The sequence below is a fragment of the Paenibacillus sp. MT124 genome (genome assembly GCF_058792755.1).
On sequence record NZ_CM179500.1, the window covers coordinates 2735180 to 2751963 of the forward strand.

Genomic DNA, 16784 nt, shown 5'->3' on the forward strand with positions numbered 1-16784 from the left:
AAACCGATTTCATTAAATGGAGGAGGTGAAACGCCTTACCGCACGCTGGATACACAGGTAATGCCGAATAACAGCACCGTGTGATCAGGACCATGCTTTCATTTTCCGAGGCAAAGGAGAGAATGGGTATTGGATAAAATCAGAAAGCCGCTCATATTCATGTTATCTGCTACGCTCGTGTTATCTTCCGGACCTTTGATGCTGCCAGGCAAGACATATGCTGATGCTTACAACATGTCTGGGACGCTGCTGCAGGACGATTTTTCTGATGGGGATTACTCGGCGTCACCCCCATGGAACGTAAGCTCAGGCCTATGGGAGGTAAGCTCAGATCCTACAGACGCATCGAACCAGACGCTTTTTCAGAGCGATACCGGGGAAGGCATCATCTCCACCGGCGATATCATGTCCGACATGACGGTGTCCATGCGCTTTTACACAGGAGATGGTCAGGGATATCCGGGAATGCTGCCGCGGTTTCAGGATAAGAGCAATTTTTATTATTTTCAAATGCAGGTTCCAGCCAATAAACTCGTCTTCTCCAAGCGGGTGAATGGAGCAGATACAACCTTAAAGTCGGTGGATTATTCTTTTGCCAAACATACATGGTATACCTTGAAAATAGTGCTGTCAGGACCTTCCATTCGCGGGTACATCGTCGAAAACGGAGCAAATCGGTTGGTATTCGATCTGATCGATACAACATACGGTGCGGGCAGCATCGGCATACGAAATCGCTGGCAATCCGTTCATGCAGATGACGTAATCATCGCCGAGCCGCCGCCAGGAAGCGATGCTGTGCTCTCAGCTGATAGGCAGACGTCATCCTCGGTCTCGCTGCAATGGACCGAGACAGTAGGTGCGACCAGCTATCGCCTGTATCGTTCCACCTCGCCTGAAGCGGGATATTCCCTGGTGGCGGATACCGAATCACTGGGTTATGTAGACGATGGTTTAATCACCGATACGGTCTATTATTACAAGCTCGCCTACGAATACGGGGGAATGACGGAGTCGTTATGGTCGGCACCGCTTGAGGTTCGGACAGCAGTTACCGCACCGCAGGCTCCAGGAGAATTGAAGGCTCTGGCCCTGAATACATCCAGTGTGAAATTGTCTTGGCCAGCTGTGGATAAGGCAACCGGATACCGTATCGTCCGTTCTGAGGCGGGCAGTGAGCAATATGAGCAGGTGTACGAAGGCCAGGCACTCACTTATACGGATCAAGGTCTTGCATCCGGTCAAGGCTACACCTATCGCGTAACGGCGTATAATGCCGCCGGAGAGTCCGAATACGCAGCTGCAGAGGTGACAACATACCTGATGGATTCCCCCGCTGAATTTACCGTTTCGGACGTGACCAGTACGTCGATTACCCTCGGGTGGAATGCACTGCCCGGTTCCGAAGTGATGTATTCCGTATCCAGGGCCACGAGTGCAGGCGGTACGTATCAGGAGGTCTATAGCGGCAGTGCTAACACGTTTAACGATAGCGGCCTGACGATGGGCACAGGATATTATTATATTCTTCAGGCAACTGTGGATGGCGTTCCTTCTCCTGCATCTGCACCGCTGAGTGCTGCCACAATTCGCACGAGCTTTACACCGGGCCAGTTATGGCTGGGTCTGGATGGCAAGCCTATCGATGCACATGGGGCTGGCTTTTTCTACGATGAGCAGACCGAAAAATACTACTGGTATGGGGAATATCATACGGGAGGATGGCCAGCCGTTGGCATCCGTGTGTATTCATCGACAGATCTGCTGAACTGGACGGATGAAGGCATGGCACTCACGATGATTCAATCCATGGATGATTTCGAAACGGATCCGTTAATTTCCGAATTGTACGCGGGACGTGAAGACAAGGTGGACATCTGGGCGGATATCCGCAGAGGGCGGATCATTGAACGACCAAAAGTCATCTATAACGACAAAACGAAAAAGTACGTCATGTGGGCTCATATGGATGGAGACAAGGATCCCTACAACGATAATGCTAATTACGGAAAGGCGCAGGCGGGTTATGCCATTAGCGATTCGCCTACAGGACCGTTCGTTTACCAGAAGAGCTATCGGATGGACAGAGCCCCGGAAGGGGAGAAAGATTACTTCCCAAGCGATCGGGGCATGGCGCGTGACATGACTTTGTTCAAGGACGAGGATGGTACCGGATATCTCATCTACTCCAGCGAGGAAAACCTGACACTGTATATCTCCAAACTGAACGAAGATTACAGTGATGTTACAGGCTGGCATAAGCAAGGTCTCACGGATGAGAAAGGCAATCCGGTGCGAGATGCTACGTATCAGGCGGAATACGGCGTTGATTACGTCAGAGTATTCCCGGGTGGACAACGCGAGGCACCCGCCATGTTTAAATATGAAGGCAAATATTACATTTTGACCTCCGGTGCATCAGGATGGTCCCCGAACGAAAACAAGGTAACTGTGGCGGATAACATTTTTGGTCCATGGTCCACGATGACGAATCCGTTTGTACGCACACTGCCAAGCGATCCCGATCCAGGCAAAGCCTTCGGCACGCAGACCACATCGGTCATCCCGGTTGACCCGGAAAAAGGAAAGTTCATTTACGTGGGGGATACGTGGAACGGGGGCAACTTCTCGAATGATGGTGCAAAATATGTGTTCTTACCGATTGAGTTCGGCATTGGATCTGACATCGCAATAAAATGGTATGACAGCTGGACACCGGATCTGCTGAATTCAATGGGCAAAGTGGACATCGCTGATCCGCTGCCTGAGGCCGTGCCTCTGGGGAAAGTGCCTTCTCTGCCAACAACGGTTAATGTGCGGGATGGAGGGTCGCTTGTGCCAACACCAGCAGTATGGACGGTGGATAACCGGGCGATGACTGCAGGGGATTTTGCCAAACCGGGACCAATTACGCTGCAGGTAACGACACCGGAGTACGGCAACAAGAAACAGGCGGTCCGCGTATATGTCATTCCGGAGAACGCGCTCTATTTCGTGAACAGTGGCGGCTACGAAACGGCTGATTACAAACTAATGGGTGAATATATGAAAGGTTCGCTTGCCAATCCGGGAACGGCTGACCAGCAGTATGCCCCGGCAGAAGGACGGAATTGGGGTTATGTTAGTGCTGATGCACTGCCATCCGGTTCAGTTGGCGGGGATATCTACTCCACCGTGCGCTATTTGAACGGTGGCAATGTGAGCAATTCACCCAAGGGCAGCGATCTCACCTACACCTTTGAAGTGCCGAATGGAACTTATGATGTGTACGCAGGATTTAACGATCCGTGGACCAATACGTCCCGCAGAGCAAACTTCCTGATTAACGGCAATAACATGGGGTCGGTGACGTATACGCCTGCTAATGTCAGAGCTCATACAGGTATTGCCGTTACGGAGAATAAGCTTGAACTGACGGTGCGCAATATGGCATCACAGGACCCGTTGATTAGCTGGATCGTGATCGCCAAGCCGGGTGCAGTCCCACCGATGGACAACACGGCTGGGCTGAATGCTGAAATAGCGGATGCAACGAGTACTACGCTTCGCTGGGATGCTCAGTTGGGTGCGGCAAGCTACAAGCTCTACCGTTCGAACAAGGAGCAGGGGGAGTATAATGTCGTTTACAGCGGTAGTCTGCGGGAATACATCGACAGCGGGCTGCGTCTTGGCACCGATTACTATTACAAAGTGGAGGCCTTTGACGCGTCGGGGCGTACCATTCATGGTTTATCTACTGCTTATCTAGTGCGTACCGCTGAAGAGATCGCTGCTGATGTGGCTGCACGCATTACAACCTTGGAGGAGCCTTCTGCAGGTGCCAAGCAGTTAAAACTGCCGGTCGTACCGCAAGGCTTTATAGTAAAGATCGCTGCAAGCTCGTTACCATCCGTCATTCAAATCGATGGAACAATCGTGCCGCCATCCAAGGAAACTGCGGTGACATTGGAACTGGAGGTTACTCGAGCCTCGGATGACAGCAGAGCCATGACCCAGCCGTTAACGGTTTACGTACCAGCGTATACGCCTTCCCCGGGCGGATCCGGCTCCGATGGTTCAGGTGGAAATTCTAACGGGGGCTCGAGCAATTCCGGAGGACAACCGGGGTCTGGTACTCCAACACCAGGGAATGCTTCGCAAAAACCTGAACCACAAAAAGACCGTTCCATCCTTGAGCTACAAGGGGTGGCAGATAAGGATGGGGTCGTGCAGACGAAAGTGGATGCTTCTGTAATCCAAGAAGCCTTCCAAGCTGCACCTCTTACAGGTACGGGTTTCCGTCAGGTCGAACTTCGGCAGAAGCCTGTCTCAGGGGCAAGCACTTATGAAGTGTCCTTGCCAGCCTCGTCATTGGCGGATCAAGGCGAATCGCGTGTGTTCCAGCTCGTTACGGAACTGGGAACACTAGAACTTCCTGCGACGCTGTCAACAGAAGACTTGGCAGGCCATGAACTGGCTAAGGTGCGATTCATCCGCATGGATCTGCCCAAAACAGTCGCCGATCAACTCGGAATGAAGCATGGAGTACGCCTTGAATTCGATTTGGATGGCGATGCTTGGCCAGAAAAACATGAGCTGAAGCTTCACCTGCCTTACCGAACGCTGCAAGGTGCAGAGCGAGATAGAATCGTTGCGTTCTCGTGGAATGCGAACCATGTGGCAGCCCCGTTGCCGCAAAGCCGTTACGATCAAGAGAAGAGGGAGGTAGCCTTCTCCGCAGCGTCGGCAGCAGGAAATTATGCAGCCGTATCTGTGCAGGCGGAATTCGCAGATATCGCGAATGTGCCATGGGCCAAGAATGCATTGGAGGCACTGGCTGTCCGCGGCGTCATCGATGCAACTGATAACGGCAGCGAACGTCAATTACATCCGAAACAGGAGATGACGCGCGGTCAATACGTGCAGTGGCTGACTACGGCACTCGGCTTGAATGGCGCGCCTGGCATTCCGTTCTCGGATGTAAGTTCTGATGCTTCGTACTACGAAGCAGTTAATGCCGCTCGCTCGCTTGGCATTACTGGCGGCACGGGAGATGGGCGCTTTAAGCCTGAAGACACCATCACCCGTCAGGAAATGATGACGCTAACGGCAAGAGCTCTGGAGGTAGCAGGGCTGGTTGAACTCGAAGCGGCTTCCACGGATAGCCTTGCTCGCTTCCGCGATGCTTCTGCAATCCGTTCATATGCCCGGGACAGTGTGGCCATTTTAGTGGATCTGGGTATCGTTAGCGGGTACAACGACGAGGTCAAGCCGCTTGCCGAAGCGACCCGTGCTGAATCGGCTGCGCTTGTGTACGCCATGATGGACAAATTGGTGTGGCCTAACTGACGAAAACAATATAATGAAGTAGAAGAAGAGAAGGCTACTAAGACCTGGATTGAAGGTCTTAGTAGCCTTTTTTGCATGACCATAAATGGAGTGAGTTCGTACAAATTGTTCCTTTATCAGCGAAACTGATAAATGTTATAAAATGATTGAAATTGACCCCCAACACCCGGTGTGTTAGGTTCTAGAGAGTAGAAATAAATTTGATCATTTTAGTAGGAATTAAAATTGAAGCAATGCGCGAGGTGGCAAATGGTGGAACTTCAAGTGACAAACAGCCCTTTTAATCAGGAACAGGTTGAGCTGCTCAACCGTCTTATTCCTACATTGAACGATTCACAAAAGACTTGGCTTAGCGGATATTTAACAGCTATTCAGGGGATCGCAGCAGTAGCGGCCGGAACAGGTGCAGCATCAAATGTACAAGCGGAAGCGGTATCGGCTGTCAGTGTACCCCCGGCTTCCCGGGAAGTAACGGTACTCTACGGATCACAAACAGGGAATTCCAGCGGATTATCCAAGAAGCTGGCTAAGAAATTGGAAGAGCAAGGTCTTCAGGTGACGTTATCATCAATGGGAGATTTCAAACCGAACGGACTGAAAAAAATTGAGAATCTGCTCATTGTTGTCAGTACTCATGGTGAAGGCGAGCCGCCGGATAATGCGATTCCGCTTCATGAGTTCCTGAACAGCAAACGCGCTCCGAAGCTTGATGGATTAAAATATTCCGTGCTGGCGCTGGGAGATACGTCGTATGAGTTCTTCTGCCAAACTGGCAAGGATTTCGACCAGCGTCTGCAGGAGCTTGGTGGTACTCCAATTGTTCCTCGTGTAGACTGTGACGTTGATTTTGACGAAGCGGCAGCGGAATGGATGAATGACGTTCTGGCCTCCCTTAGCAGTACGCCAGCGACTGCGGGCACTCTATCCAGCGAAGCTGTTGTCGCTGCCGTGAGTGGCGGGGAATCTAAATACAATCGGACCAATCCATTCAAGGCAGAAGTGCTGGAGAATCTTAATCTGAACGGCAGGGGATCAGATCGGGAGACTCGTCATATCGAATTGTCTCTGGAAGGTTCCAATCTGGATTACGAGCCGGGAGACAGCCTGGGCGTATTCCCGGAAAATCATCCTCGCCTGGTAGATGAGCTGATTGCAGCCATGGGATGGAATGCCGATGAACGTGTAACGGTGAACAAATCCGGTGAGCAGGTATCGGTATATGAAGCGTTGCTGCGCTATTTCGAAATTACCGCTGTGACCAAACCTGTGGTCCAGGAGCTTGCAAAACTAAGTCCCGACAGTGGACTTGCCGATTTGCTCGCAAATGATGCGGAGTTCCGCAATGTTATGAACAGCTGCGATCTGCTGGATCTGGTACAGGATTATAACCTGAAGGGCATACCGGCGGGAGAGTTTGTTGCCGTTCTTCGTAAAATCCCTGCACGTTTATATTCCATCGCCAGCAGTTCGAAGTCATTCCCGGATGAAGTACATCTTACGGTGCGTACGGTGCGTTACGAAGCGCGCGGAAGAGAGCGTTATGGAGTTTGTTCAGTTCATCTGGCAGAGCGGATTGAGGCAGGTGACAGCCTGCCCGTGTACATTCAGCATAATCCGAACTTCAAATTGCCGGAGAACCCGGATGCCCCAATCATCATGATTGGGCCTGGAACAGGAGTAGCCCCATTCAGATCGTTCCTGGGTGAGCGTGAAGAAACGGGAGCACAGGGCAAAACGTGGTTGTTTTACGGGGATCAACATTTCCTCACGGATTTCCTATATCAAACGGAATGGCAGCGCTGGCTCAAAGACGGCGTGCTCACCAAGATGGATGTGGCCTTCTCTCGGGATACGGAGCATAAGGTATATGTTCAGCATCGGATGCTGGAGAACAGCAAAGAGCTGTATCAATGGCTTCAGGAAGGCGCAGTCATCTATGTGTGCGGTGATGAGAAGAAAATGGCGCATGATGTTCATGGCGCACTTGCTACCATTCTTGAACAAGAGGGCGGTTTGACTTCTGAGCAGGCCTCGGAGTACCTGACTAGGTTGCAACAGGAAAAACGTTATCAGCGGGACGTGTATTAATTCGGAAATACCGGATGAAGGCACCCGCAGAGACGAGAGGAGAAAGCAGCATGGCTTATAATAACTTACTGAATCCGCAGCGCGCAAATAGTGATGTGGAAGATATAAAGATCAAAAGTGATTACTTGCGCGGCAGTCTCACTGAAACGCTGGCGGACCGCATTAGCGGTTCGATTCCGGAGGATGACAACCGGCTGATGAAGCATCACGGAAGCTATATGCAGGATGACCGTGATCTGCGCAACGAACGAAACAAGTCGAAGCTTGAGCCTGCTTACCAGTTCATGCTGCGTGTACGAGCTTCGGGCGGAATTGTAACTCCTGAGCAGTGGCTCATGATGGACCGAGTCGCCCATAAATATGCGAACGGAACCATTCGTTTGACTACACGTCAGTCTTTCCAGCTTCATGGTGTATTGAAATGGGACCTCAAAAACACGATTCGTGAAGTGAACGATTCCCTGCTGAGCACACTTGCGGCGTGTGGAGATGTGAACCGGAACGTGATGTGTAATCCGAACCCGAATCAGTCCGATGTGCACGCAGAAGTGTATGAGTGGGCTTGTCAGGTTAGTAACCACTTGGATCCGCGTACTCGGGCATATCATGAGTTGTGGCTGGACGGGGAGAAAGTGATCGATACCGGAGCGAGTGACGAGGAAGTGGAACCCATCTACGGCAAAGTATATCTGCCGCGGAAGTTCAAGATTGGGATTGCGGTCCCTCCATCGAATGATGTCGATGTATTTTCACAGGATCTCGGGTTTATCGCCATCGTCGAGAACGGCAAGCTGCAGGGATTCAACGTGTCGGTAGGCGGCGGAATGGGGATGTCGCATGGTGATCCGAAGACGTATCCACAAGTGTCCAAAGTCATCGGCTTCTGCACACCGGAGCAAATGATTGATGTTGCGGAGAAAACGGTCACGATTCAGCGGGACTATGGAGATCGTGCAGTACGGAAGCATGCACGCTTCAAATATACCATCGATGACCGCGGGCTCGCCTGGTTCGTGGAGGAATTGACAAACCGCCTGGGCTGGAGCTTGGAAGCAGCACGTGCTTACCATTTTGATCATAACGGAGATCGTTACGGCTGGGTCAAAGGCAGCAATGGCAGATGGCATTATACGTTGTTTATCCAAAACGGACGGGTAAAAGATATCGACGGCTATCCGCTTATGACGGGATTGCGCGAAATTGCCAAGATTCATAGTGGCGATTTCCGGCTGACAGCCAACCAAAACCTGATTATCGGGGACATCAGCAGTCAGAAGAAGAAAAAAATCGAAGCGCTGATTCAGCAGTATAATCTTACGGATGGTGCTCATTATTCTGCACTGCGTCGAAGCTCCATGGCGTGTGTAGCACTGCCTACCTGTGGTCTGGCCATGGCAGAGTCCGAGCGCTACCTGCCGTCCCTGATCGACAAGCTGGAACCAGTTCTGGATGAAGCAGGGCTGAGAGACGAAGAGATCGTCATTCGCATGACGGGATGCCCTAACGGGTGTGCACGTCCAATGCTCGCCGAGATTTCGTTTATTGGGAAGGCTCCGGGCAAATACAATATGTATCTGGGTGGCAGCTTTACGGGTCATCGTCTAAACAAGCTTTACAAAGAAAATATTGGTGAAGCAGAGATTCTGGATACGCTGACTCCAATGGTGCATCAGTATGCGAGAGAACGTCATGAAGGGGAACATTTCGGTGATTTTGTTATTCGTGCCGGTTATGTGCCTGAAGTGCTGGACGGCCAGCAGTTTCATGCCTGATTGAATTCGTTTGTTAGAAGAGCATTCCCTATGGGAGTGCTCTTCGTGCTAGATTCGTTTGATTGACCCGGTATTCGGCGAAAAGATTAATGAAAGGCCAGATGACGTTTCAGGCTGGATCTGAAGACCGTTTCCTATGAACATTACCATTATTTCGTCATACTGAACTTGTTGAAGCAGTCTCAACAAGATATAATAACTAGGTAGAATGCAGATTACATGTTGAAAGTGAGCGGAAACGATATGGGTCGTAAGTGGAATAATATTAAGGAAAAAAAAGCTTCAAAAGATGCCAATACAAGCCGGGTTTATGCCAAGTTCGGCGTTGAGATTTATGTAGCTGCCAAGAAGGGTGAACCAGACCCGGAGGCAAACCGCGCGCTGAAAGTCGTGCTGGAACGTGCGAAAACGTATAATGTACCAAAAGCGATTATTGATCGCGCGATGGAAAAAGCCAAAGGCAGCGGGGACGAGAACTATGAAGAGTTGCGTTATGAAGGCTTTGGACCGAATGGTGCGATGGTCATCGTGGATGCTCTCACCAACAATGTGAACCGGACAGCGCCTGAAGTTCGTTCCGCATTTAACAAAAACGGCGGGAACATGGGTGTCAGCGGTTCGGTTGCTTACATGTTTGATCCAACTGCGGTCATCGGCGTAGAAGGCAAAAACGCTGAAGAAGTGCTGGAAATCCTGCTCGAAGCAGACGTGGATGTGCGGGATATCGTGGATGAGGATGAAGCCGTGATTGTATACGCGGAGCCAGACCAATTCCATGCCGTACAGGAAGCTTTCAAAGCTGCTGGTGTTACCGAGTTCACTGTTGCCGAGCTGACCATGCTGGCACAAAACCATATTGAACTTCCCGAGGATGCACAGGCTCAATTTGAAAAACTGATTGATGCCCTGGAAGACCTTGAAGATGTTCAGCAAGTGTATCATAACGTAGAGTTTGTATAAGACTACTTGCATATGCTTGTGTCTATAAGAAAAAGAGTGTCCAATCCATCTTGCTGATGGCAGGACACTCTTTTTTTGCATGTGTAATTAAGAATCGGACCGCAGAGCAGGGCGAGGTTTCTCCGCTGTATTGCTTTTACTGCCGCCAAATTTGAATAGTACAATTCCTCCCACGATTACAAGCACCCCGAGCAGCTGATTCCAGGAGAAGGGGATCTTCTCCAGCCCAAGCCAACCCATTGAATCAAACAAGAGAGCAAAACTCAGCTGGGAGGTCAGGACAATGGATATGGCAAAGGTAGGCCCGAGCAGCTTCATTCCCTGAACGAGACAGAATACGACGCCTACCCCGATAGCACCACTAACCCAATACCATGGCTGCATATGCTGAAAGCTGAACGTGTTTTTGCCTTCTACCAGTATTGAAATCAGGAATGAGGCAAGAAATCCTGTGAAAAGAACCATGGTTGTCGTGGACCATGACCCGGTCTTTTCATTGACTTTACTATTAAAAACGGTTTGCAGACTGACGAGTGAACCTGCAAGTAATGCGAGCAAAATACCCGTAACAATCATTAGCTGTAATCTCCTTATTCATAGATGTTGTGACCTGCAATTTGACGCAAACCGGCTCGATCCTTGACCTGAATAAAACCTTGGTTGCGTTCAATGAACCCGTCTGTACATAGCTTCTGAATGACCCGGTTTAGATGCCGGTAGCTTGTGCCGATCAGATTGGCAATGTCCGTCAGATTGAATGAATCCAGCCCCTCATGTACGACGGTACCTGCCTCCTCGGTGGAGATGGACAGCAGGTAGCTGGCTAACCGTACCTCAACCGGGTACATCAGGTTGAAGCTTGAGAAGTTTGAATCGATGTAGAACTTATGAGAAATGATCTTTAGCAAAAATTTCAGCAAAGGGGCATAGTCGCCTGCATGTTCGGCCAGGTGCCGGTAGTGGATACGCAGCATGACGACAGGCGTGACAGCCTGCACGGTATTGATGATATGACTTTCCCGGACATACTCCACGTCTCCAACAACTTCAAGTGGGGTTTTGAAGCAGAGCACGAGTGTTTTGTCCTGGGCGGACGTCGTAAAAATCTTGATTTTGCCTTCTACCAGCACATATAAGTATTCGGATGCTTCACCCTGGCGGCAGATCAATTCACATTTTTCAAAATGACATACGGTCATCAATGGACGCAGGGGCTCGGGAAATACCGTTTCGAGCTGGTACTGCTTCAAGTAGTTTAACAATTGATTTTCATCATGGACTTCTTCCATAAAGTACTTCGCCCCCGACCTGTTCTTGTGCAAACTAAAAAGAAACTACAGTTTCATAATAATAACACCCGTAATCATGAGCGCTATGCCTAGAAATTGCGGCAGCTTCATCTTCTGCTTCACAACACCAAACCACCCGTTGCTGTCGACCAGGAAAGTCAGGAACAGCTGTGCAATCAGCAGGGCAGAGATCGTGAAGGTTACCCCAATTTGTTGAATGGCAGACACTTCACTGAAAATAATAACCGCACCGAAAGCTCCTCCGGCGAGATATAGCGGTTTGACTTGTTTTAATCCCTGAAGATTGACATCACGGGCAAACATCAGAATGATGGCTGCCAAGATAAAGCCGGTAAACTGTGTAATGGTGGCGGCTTGCCATGTACCCATGTCCGTACTAATCCGGGTGTTGGCCACACCTTGCAGCGTAATGCAGGCACCGCCGAGTAATGCAAAAATAATTCCTTTCATGCTGTACGCTCCTTATCACTGTGTTACTTCGACTTCTATTAAATGATAGAAGTGCCCCGATCGCCAAGGACAAATGTCCTGAACTCCAAAACCATAGCCATCAGCGTACAACATTGGAGCATAAAAATCCACATGTGAGCGAAGTGGAGGTCGTACAATCTAAACTTAATCAGTCAGAGAGCAACTAAGGATTTTTTGAAGAAAAATAAAAAGAAGCCCTCTTCGTCAGAGGGCAGCGATCAAGCCAAAATCAATTAAAGCACGTTATATACAGGCTGTTCTCCAACAAAAGTCACAGGCAATTCAGGATAGGCTTGATCTAGCTTCATGGCAAGGAGTTTCATCCCGGAAGACTCGCTTTCGGCGTGTCCGATCATAATAAGAGCCTGCTGCTTGCCTTGCTGTACAGCATCACGTATGTATTCCGGTGTTTCCCATTCGAAGCCCTCGCCTGCGATAATCAGGTTCAATCGTTCGTTATGCAGCAGGGGGATGGTTAGATTCCCATTACCGCGAAAACCAACCAAAACCGCTGCACGCTGGCAAGTCATCTCCAAGTTACCGGCAACGCGTACATATTCAATTTGAAGTGTTTGTTTGATATATTCTGCAATTTGTTGAACTGTCATACCCGTATCAAAGGAAAGAATATCTGCTTCCGGCTTCCTCTGCTCAAGGAAGGATGTCCATCCCAATGCTTGGACTAAACCTTCGGTGATGCCGTCGGGTTGAACTTGGTGAATGGAATCATGGCAGCGGTAAATGGCAATTCCGGCTTCATCAATGAGGTTGCGCTTTGTCTGATAGACAGGATCGTCGGTTAGCCAATCCGTATGACTATGGTGGTTATAGAAGGGGGGCTCATGGGCGATGATCAGATTGGCTCCCTGTTGAACCGCACGTTCAATGACCTGCTGAGTGGGCATGAATGCAACAACGATGCCCGAGACGAGTTGATCCATCGATCCGCTAATTAACTGATCCACCGTGTCATCCCGCAATTCTACATGAGCAGTCAAATGATCGATAATTTCTTGAACACGTACCTCCATGAATACGATACCTCCAGTGAAAGAATATATCCTCAGTGTATCATTTTGATGAAATCCCAGCATTAACCATTGTAACTTGCTGCTAAATAACGTGTGGTGTATTGCACTGCTAGATTGTCCAATGTTAAAAGCGGAAATAAATGAATGGTGGCTTCCGGCAAATACGATATTCGGGGTCTTTTCACCTCGTAATACAATGAGAATGGACTACAGATATGAGGGAGGACGTACATTAACAACTGTATAAAACGTTCCAAAGGTAACGGTACGGGGGACAAGTAGTTTTCTTCTGCGAGAAAAAGTATACTTACATAGAATCTTTATCTGGATTAATTAAGGCATCTTTTTAACATGCACTAAACATGCGGTTTTCGTTTGGTTTTAATCTTGATGAAGGAAGTAGAGAAAGGTGTGATTACATGACAGCCAGTACCATTATGGAACGTCTAAAGAGTGAGACTGCTCACTATCACAGACAAGTGGAACAGAACGACTATGCGAAGGCTATTATGAATCAAACCGTGAGCTTAGAAGAGTATAAGGAATATCTAGAGAAATTTTACGGTTTCTTAAAACCACTGGAAGAACTTGCTCTGCAGCAGCCGTTCTGGGAGAATACAGGACTTGATTACGGAATCCGGGGCAAAGCCATTTTGCTTGAAAACGACCTGCGTAATTTAGGTTCCAGTGATGACGATATCAAGCGGCTGCCAAGATGTGAGGAATTGCCGGATATATCTTCGCCTGCACGATTGTTCGGGTATCTGTACGTCATTGAAGGGTCTACTAACGGAGGGCAGATCATAACCAAACGTCTCTCTCAGTTTTTGCCGATTGAAGCGGGTCGCGGACTTGAATATTTCAACGCTTATGGTTCGGAAACCAGAACAAGATGGGCCGAATTCATGGCGCAGCTGGTTCAATTCGCTCACAGCGAGGAAGATCAAAATGAAATGGTTCATACTGCTTCGGAAACTTTCAGGCTGCTTGACCAATGGATAAATATTAAATGAAATATATAAACTTGTAATTAGCGAGTACTTGTAATGAAAGAATCCTTTTAAATTTATATATTGGAATATCATGAGAGGGGTTTTTTTCAGGCAATGGCCGAATCGAAGTCCAGGAAAGATAATAATAATCTGCTGAACCGTACGCTGCTTCATCAAGGTGTGTACACCAATGATCCTATAGATCTAAACAATTGCGATAAAGAACCGATTCATATACCCGGCTTCATTCAGCCTCATGGTGTGCTTTTGGCTGTGAATACCCAGAATGTCCCTACCATTGTTCAATGCAGTCAGAATACAGAAGAGCTTCTCGGCCTTGAAACCGATAAAGTGCTCGGTCTGCCTCTCGAAAATCTGATTGGCAGAGAAAGTCTTCACCAGATCCTTGCGCGCAGCTTTAGTGCTTCTGTAACCTCAGATCTGCAATATATGGATCTCACAATCAACATTGCTGGACATGATCAGGTGTTCACGTCGGTGAGCCATGAGAGCGAAGGTTTGCTCATACTGGAGATGGAGCCTACCAATGAGAGCAGAACGATGGAAGGTAATGATTTTGAGTGGATCTCACGCTTTTTTGGACGAATCAAGAGCACGGACAGCCGAATTGAGGCTAGTCAGATTGCAGCGGAGCAAGTGAAGGAAATGCTCGGTTACGACCGGGTCATGATTTACGAATTCGACGAGCAATGGAATGGTAAGGTCATTGCGGAAGCGCGTGAGGAACAGCTTGAACCATTTCTCGGACATCATTATCCGGCATCGGACATTCCTAAACAAGCGCGTGAATTGTATCTGCGGAACTGGCTGCGTACCATCGTTAACGTTAATTACCAGCCTGTTGAGATCACCCCTACACTGCAGCCTTTGACGGGTAAACCGCTCAATCTAAGTCTTTCGGTTCTGCGCAGTGTATCGCCACTGCATATTGAATATCTACAGAACATGGGCGTTGGGGCGACAGTAACGATTTCTCTGATTCATGACAATCAGCTGTGGGGCCTCATTACATGCCATCATTACTCGGCCAGATATGTCCCTCACCGTGTTCGCAACTTATGCAACTTCCTCGGTGCATTTTTCTCCAGTGAATTGTTCCAGCGTCAACAGCTGGATGAATATCAGGCAGAGATCAGGTCGCGGGAAGCTGCTTCCCGGATTTCGAGCATATTTATCGGGAATACCAGTCCTTCCAGAATTCTGGAAGAGCTTGAGAGCGAAGAGCAAACGTTACTTGGTCTCATGAGTGCTTCCGGGGCGGCCATCTGCTATCAGGATAAATTAATGTTATATGGCGATACACCGACACGTGAACAAGTACGTGAGCTTGCGGCTTGGCTTGCGAGTAAATCAGAGGACTACAGTTATCATACATCCAAGCTGAGTTTGGAGTACGGTCCTGCGTTAGCCTACAAGGAGAAAGTGTCTGGCGTAATTTATGTTGCAATTTCACCCGGGGAGCATCATTATATGATCTGGTTCCGGCCTGAAGTGATCCAGCTTGTTGATTGGGCTGGGGACCCGGCCAAAGCAGTTATAAAGACCGATGACGGTGTGCGTCTATCTCCGCGTAAATCGTTTGAAAAATGGCGAGAGGTTGTACAATCCACCTCCTATCCATGGACAACAAAAGAGCTGAATGTGCTGCCTTTGCTCAAAAGCATTGTACGGCGTCAAACGGAAAATCAGCTGGTTCAGGCCGAAGAGCAGGCACTGCAAAATGCACGTATTTTGCGGCAAAATGAACAACGCTATTTACAGCTGATGGAATTCTCACCTGTAGCCTTCTTTACGTTGACGGATGGCAAGATTATATACTGCAATAACAGGGCGGCAGAACTGCTCGGGTATGAAAACTCCAAGCTTCTGAACGGCATGGAATTCAGCCAATTCGTACCCGATAATGCAAGAACCGTCTTACAGCAGCATCTGGAGGAGTTGAAATTGGACGATACACGTCTGTACACAAATCAGTCCTATTTCACAACAGCTGCAGGAGTTTCCCTGCTCCTGGAGGTTACCCTTGCTTCGGTGACGCACGCAGGCAAACCTTCGGTCATGGTGGTCCTGAACAGTGGAGTATCCAACCACGAGCAGGAAGGTTATACGGAGACAACCAATCAGCTGCAAAACTATCTTAATACAGATCCATTAACGGAGATGCCTATTCAATCCATATTTAAATCTCAGCTTCAGGAAGATTGGGATGCGTGTTTGCAGGAAAAATGCAGCCTGGGATTGCTGATTATTGATATTGACGATTTCCGATCCTATAATGCTACCTACGGTCTTCAGGGCGGTGATCTTTGCCTGCAATGGATTGGCGAAGTGCTGGCTGTCGTGAGTGAGCAGAATGAAGCGCTGATCTCTCGCCTGCGCGGAGGAACGTTTATGCTGAAACTCAAGGGCACAACGTCCGAACAGGCTGACCAGCTTGCAGATGAGATCAGGCAGCATGTGCTTGCTCTTCAGATTCAGCGGGACCCATCAAGCCCGGATGAAGTCGTTACGGTCAGTGTGGGCGGTGCTGTCATGGTGCCTGAAGATAGTCTGTCCGTGTCTGATTTAATTGAAAAGGCAACGCAGGCTCTGCTTCAATCCAAGAGTGAAGGGAAAAATCGGATCACCATGGTATAATATCCCACAATGGATCGGAAATTCATTTGATCAAGACTGTTGATTAATTATAGGATGGCGTTTGAACTGGAGAACAGTTTGAGCGCCATTCTTTCTTTTTTTGAAAAATGCATTCTCATCGCCATTGTCACAGGACAAGTGCTATAATGAGGCATATGGATACACTTGTTCGTA

At 48.9% G+C, this 16784-nt stretch carries 10 protein-coding genes; 6 read left to right on the plus strand and 4 right to left on the minus strand.

Annotated elements, in window-relative coordinates; genetic code table 11:
- Positions 1 to 129 precede the first annotated feature (129 nt).
- The 4 genes from AC3RCI_RS12695 (at position 130) to AC3RCI_RS12710 (ending at position 10148) form a co-directional block, all read left to right on the plus strand.
- On the plus strand, positions 130 to 5328 hold the full coding sequence (locus AC3RCI_RS12695) for an S-layer homology domain-containing protein (RefSeq protein WP_492529276.1): 5199 nt from the start codon (positions 130 to 132) through the stop codon (positions 5326 to 5328).
- A 252-nt stretch (positions 5329 to 5580) separates the two neighbouring features.
- Positions 5581 to 7416, plus strand: a complete 1836-nt coding sequence (locus AC3RCI_RS12700; RefSeq protein ID WP_492473284.1) for an assimilatory sulfite reductase (NADPH) flavoprotein subunit — start codon at positions 5581 to 5583, stop codon at positions 7414 to 7416.
- A 50-nt stretch (positions 7417 to 7466) separates the two neighbouring features.
- Positions 7467 to 9188 carry an assimilatory sulfite reductase (NADPH) hemoprotein subunit gene (gene cysI, locus AC3RCI_RS12705; RefSeq protein ID WP_127536033.1) on the plus strand — a complete coding sequence of 574 codons (1722 nt, stop codon included), beginning with the start codon at positions 7467 to 7469 and terminating at the stop codon, positions 9186 to 9188.
- Between the two features lie 243 nt (positions 9189 to 9431).
- Positions 9432 to 10148 (plus strand): YebC/PmpR family DNA-binding transcriptional regulator, encoded by a 717-nt coding sequence (locus tag AC3RCI_RS12710; protein WP_127536594.1) that lies wholly within the window; start codon positions 9432 to 9434, stop codon positions 10146 to 10148.
- A gap of 87 nt (positions 10149 to 10235) precedes the next feature.
- On the opposite strand, the gene AC3RCI_RS12715 is transcribed toward AC3RCI_RS12710, so the two are convergent.
- From AC3RCI_RS12715 to AC3RCI_RS12730, 4 genes are all read right to left on the minus strand, one after another.
- On the minus strand, positions 10236 to 10721 hold the full coding sequence (locus tag AC3RCI_RS12715; protein WP_336780233.1) for a DMT family transporter: 486 nt from the start codon (positions 10719 to 10721) through the stop codon (positions 10236 to 10238).
- A 17-nt stretch (positions 10722 to 10738) separates the two neighbouring features.
- Positions 10739 to 11437: a Crp/Fnr family transcriptional regulator gene (locus AC3RCI_RS12720; protein ID WP_336779833.1), complete on the minus strand. Its 699-nt coding sequence runs from the start codon at positions 11435 to 11437 to the stop codon at positions 10739 to 10741.
- A gap of 45 nt (positions 11438 to 11482) precedes the next feature.
- Positions 11483 to 11908, minus strand: a complete 426-nt coding sequence (locus tag AC3RCI_RS12725; protein ID WP_336779834.1) for a DMT family transporter — start codon at positions 11906 to 11908, stop codon at positions 11483 to 11485.
- A gap of 254 nt (positions 11909 to 12162) precedes the next feature.
- On the minus strand, positions 12163 to 12960 hold the full coding sequence (locus AC3RCI_RS12730) for a Nif3-like dinuclear metal center hexameric protein (RefSeq protein ID WP_336779835.1): 798 nt from the start codon (positions 12958 to 12960) through the stop codon (positions 12163 to 12165).
- 419 nt (positions 12961 to 13379) lie between these two features.
- Between AC3RCI_RS12730 and AC3RCI_RS12735 the strand changes: the two genes are divergently transcribed.
- Both AC3RCI_RS12735 and AC3RCI_RS12740 read left to right on the plus strand, forming a co-directional pair.
- A complete protein-coding gene (locus AC3RCI_RS12735; protein WP_492529278.1) occupies positions 13380 to 13973 on the plus strand; it encodes a biliverdin-producing heme oxygenase in 594 nt (197 codons plus the stop codon).
- Positions 13974 to 14066: 93 nt separating this feature from the next.
- A complete protein-coding gene (locus AC3RCI_RS12740; RefSeq protein WP_492529280.1) occupies positions 14067 to 16610 on the plus strand; it encodes a diguanylate cyclase domain-containing protein in 2544 nt (847 codons plus the stop codon).
- The last annotated feature ends 174 nt before the right edge of the window (positions 16611 to 16784 follow it).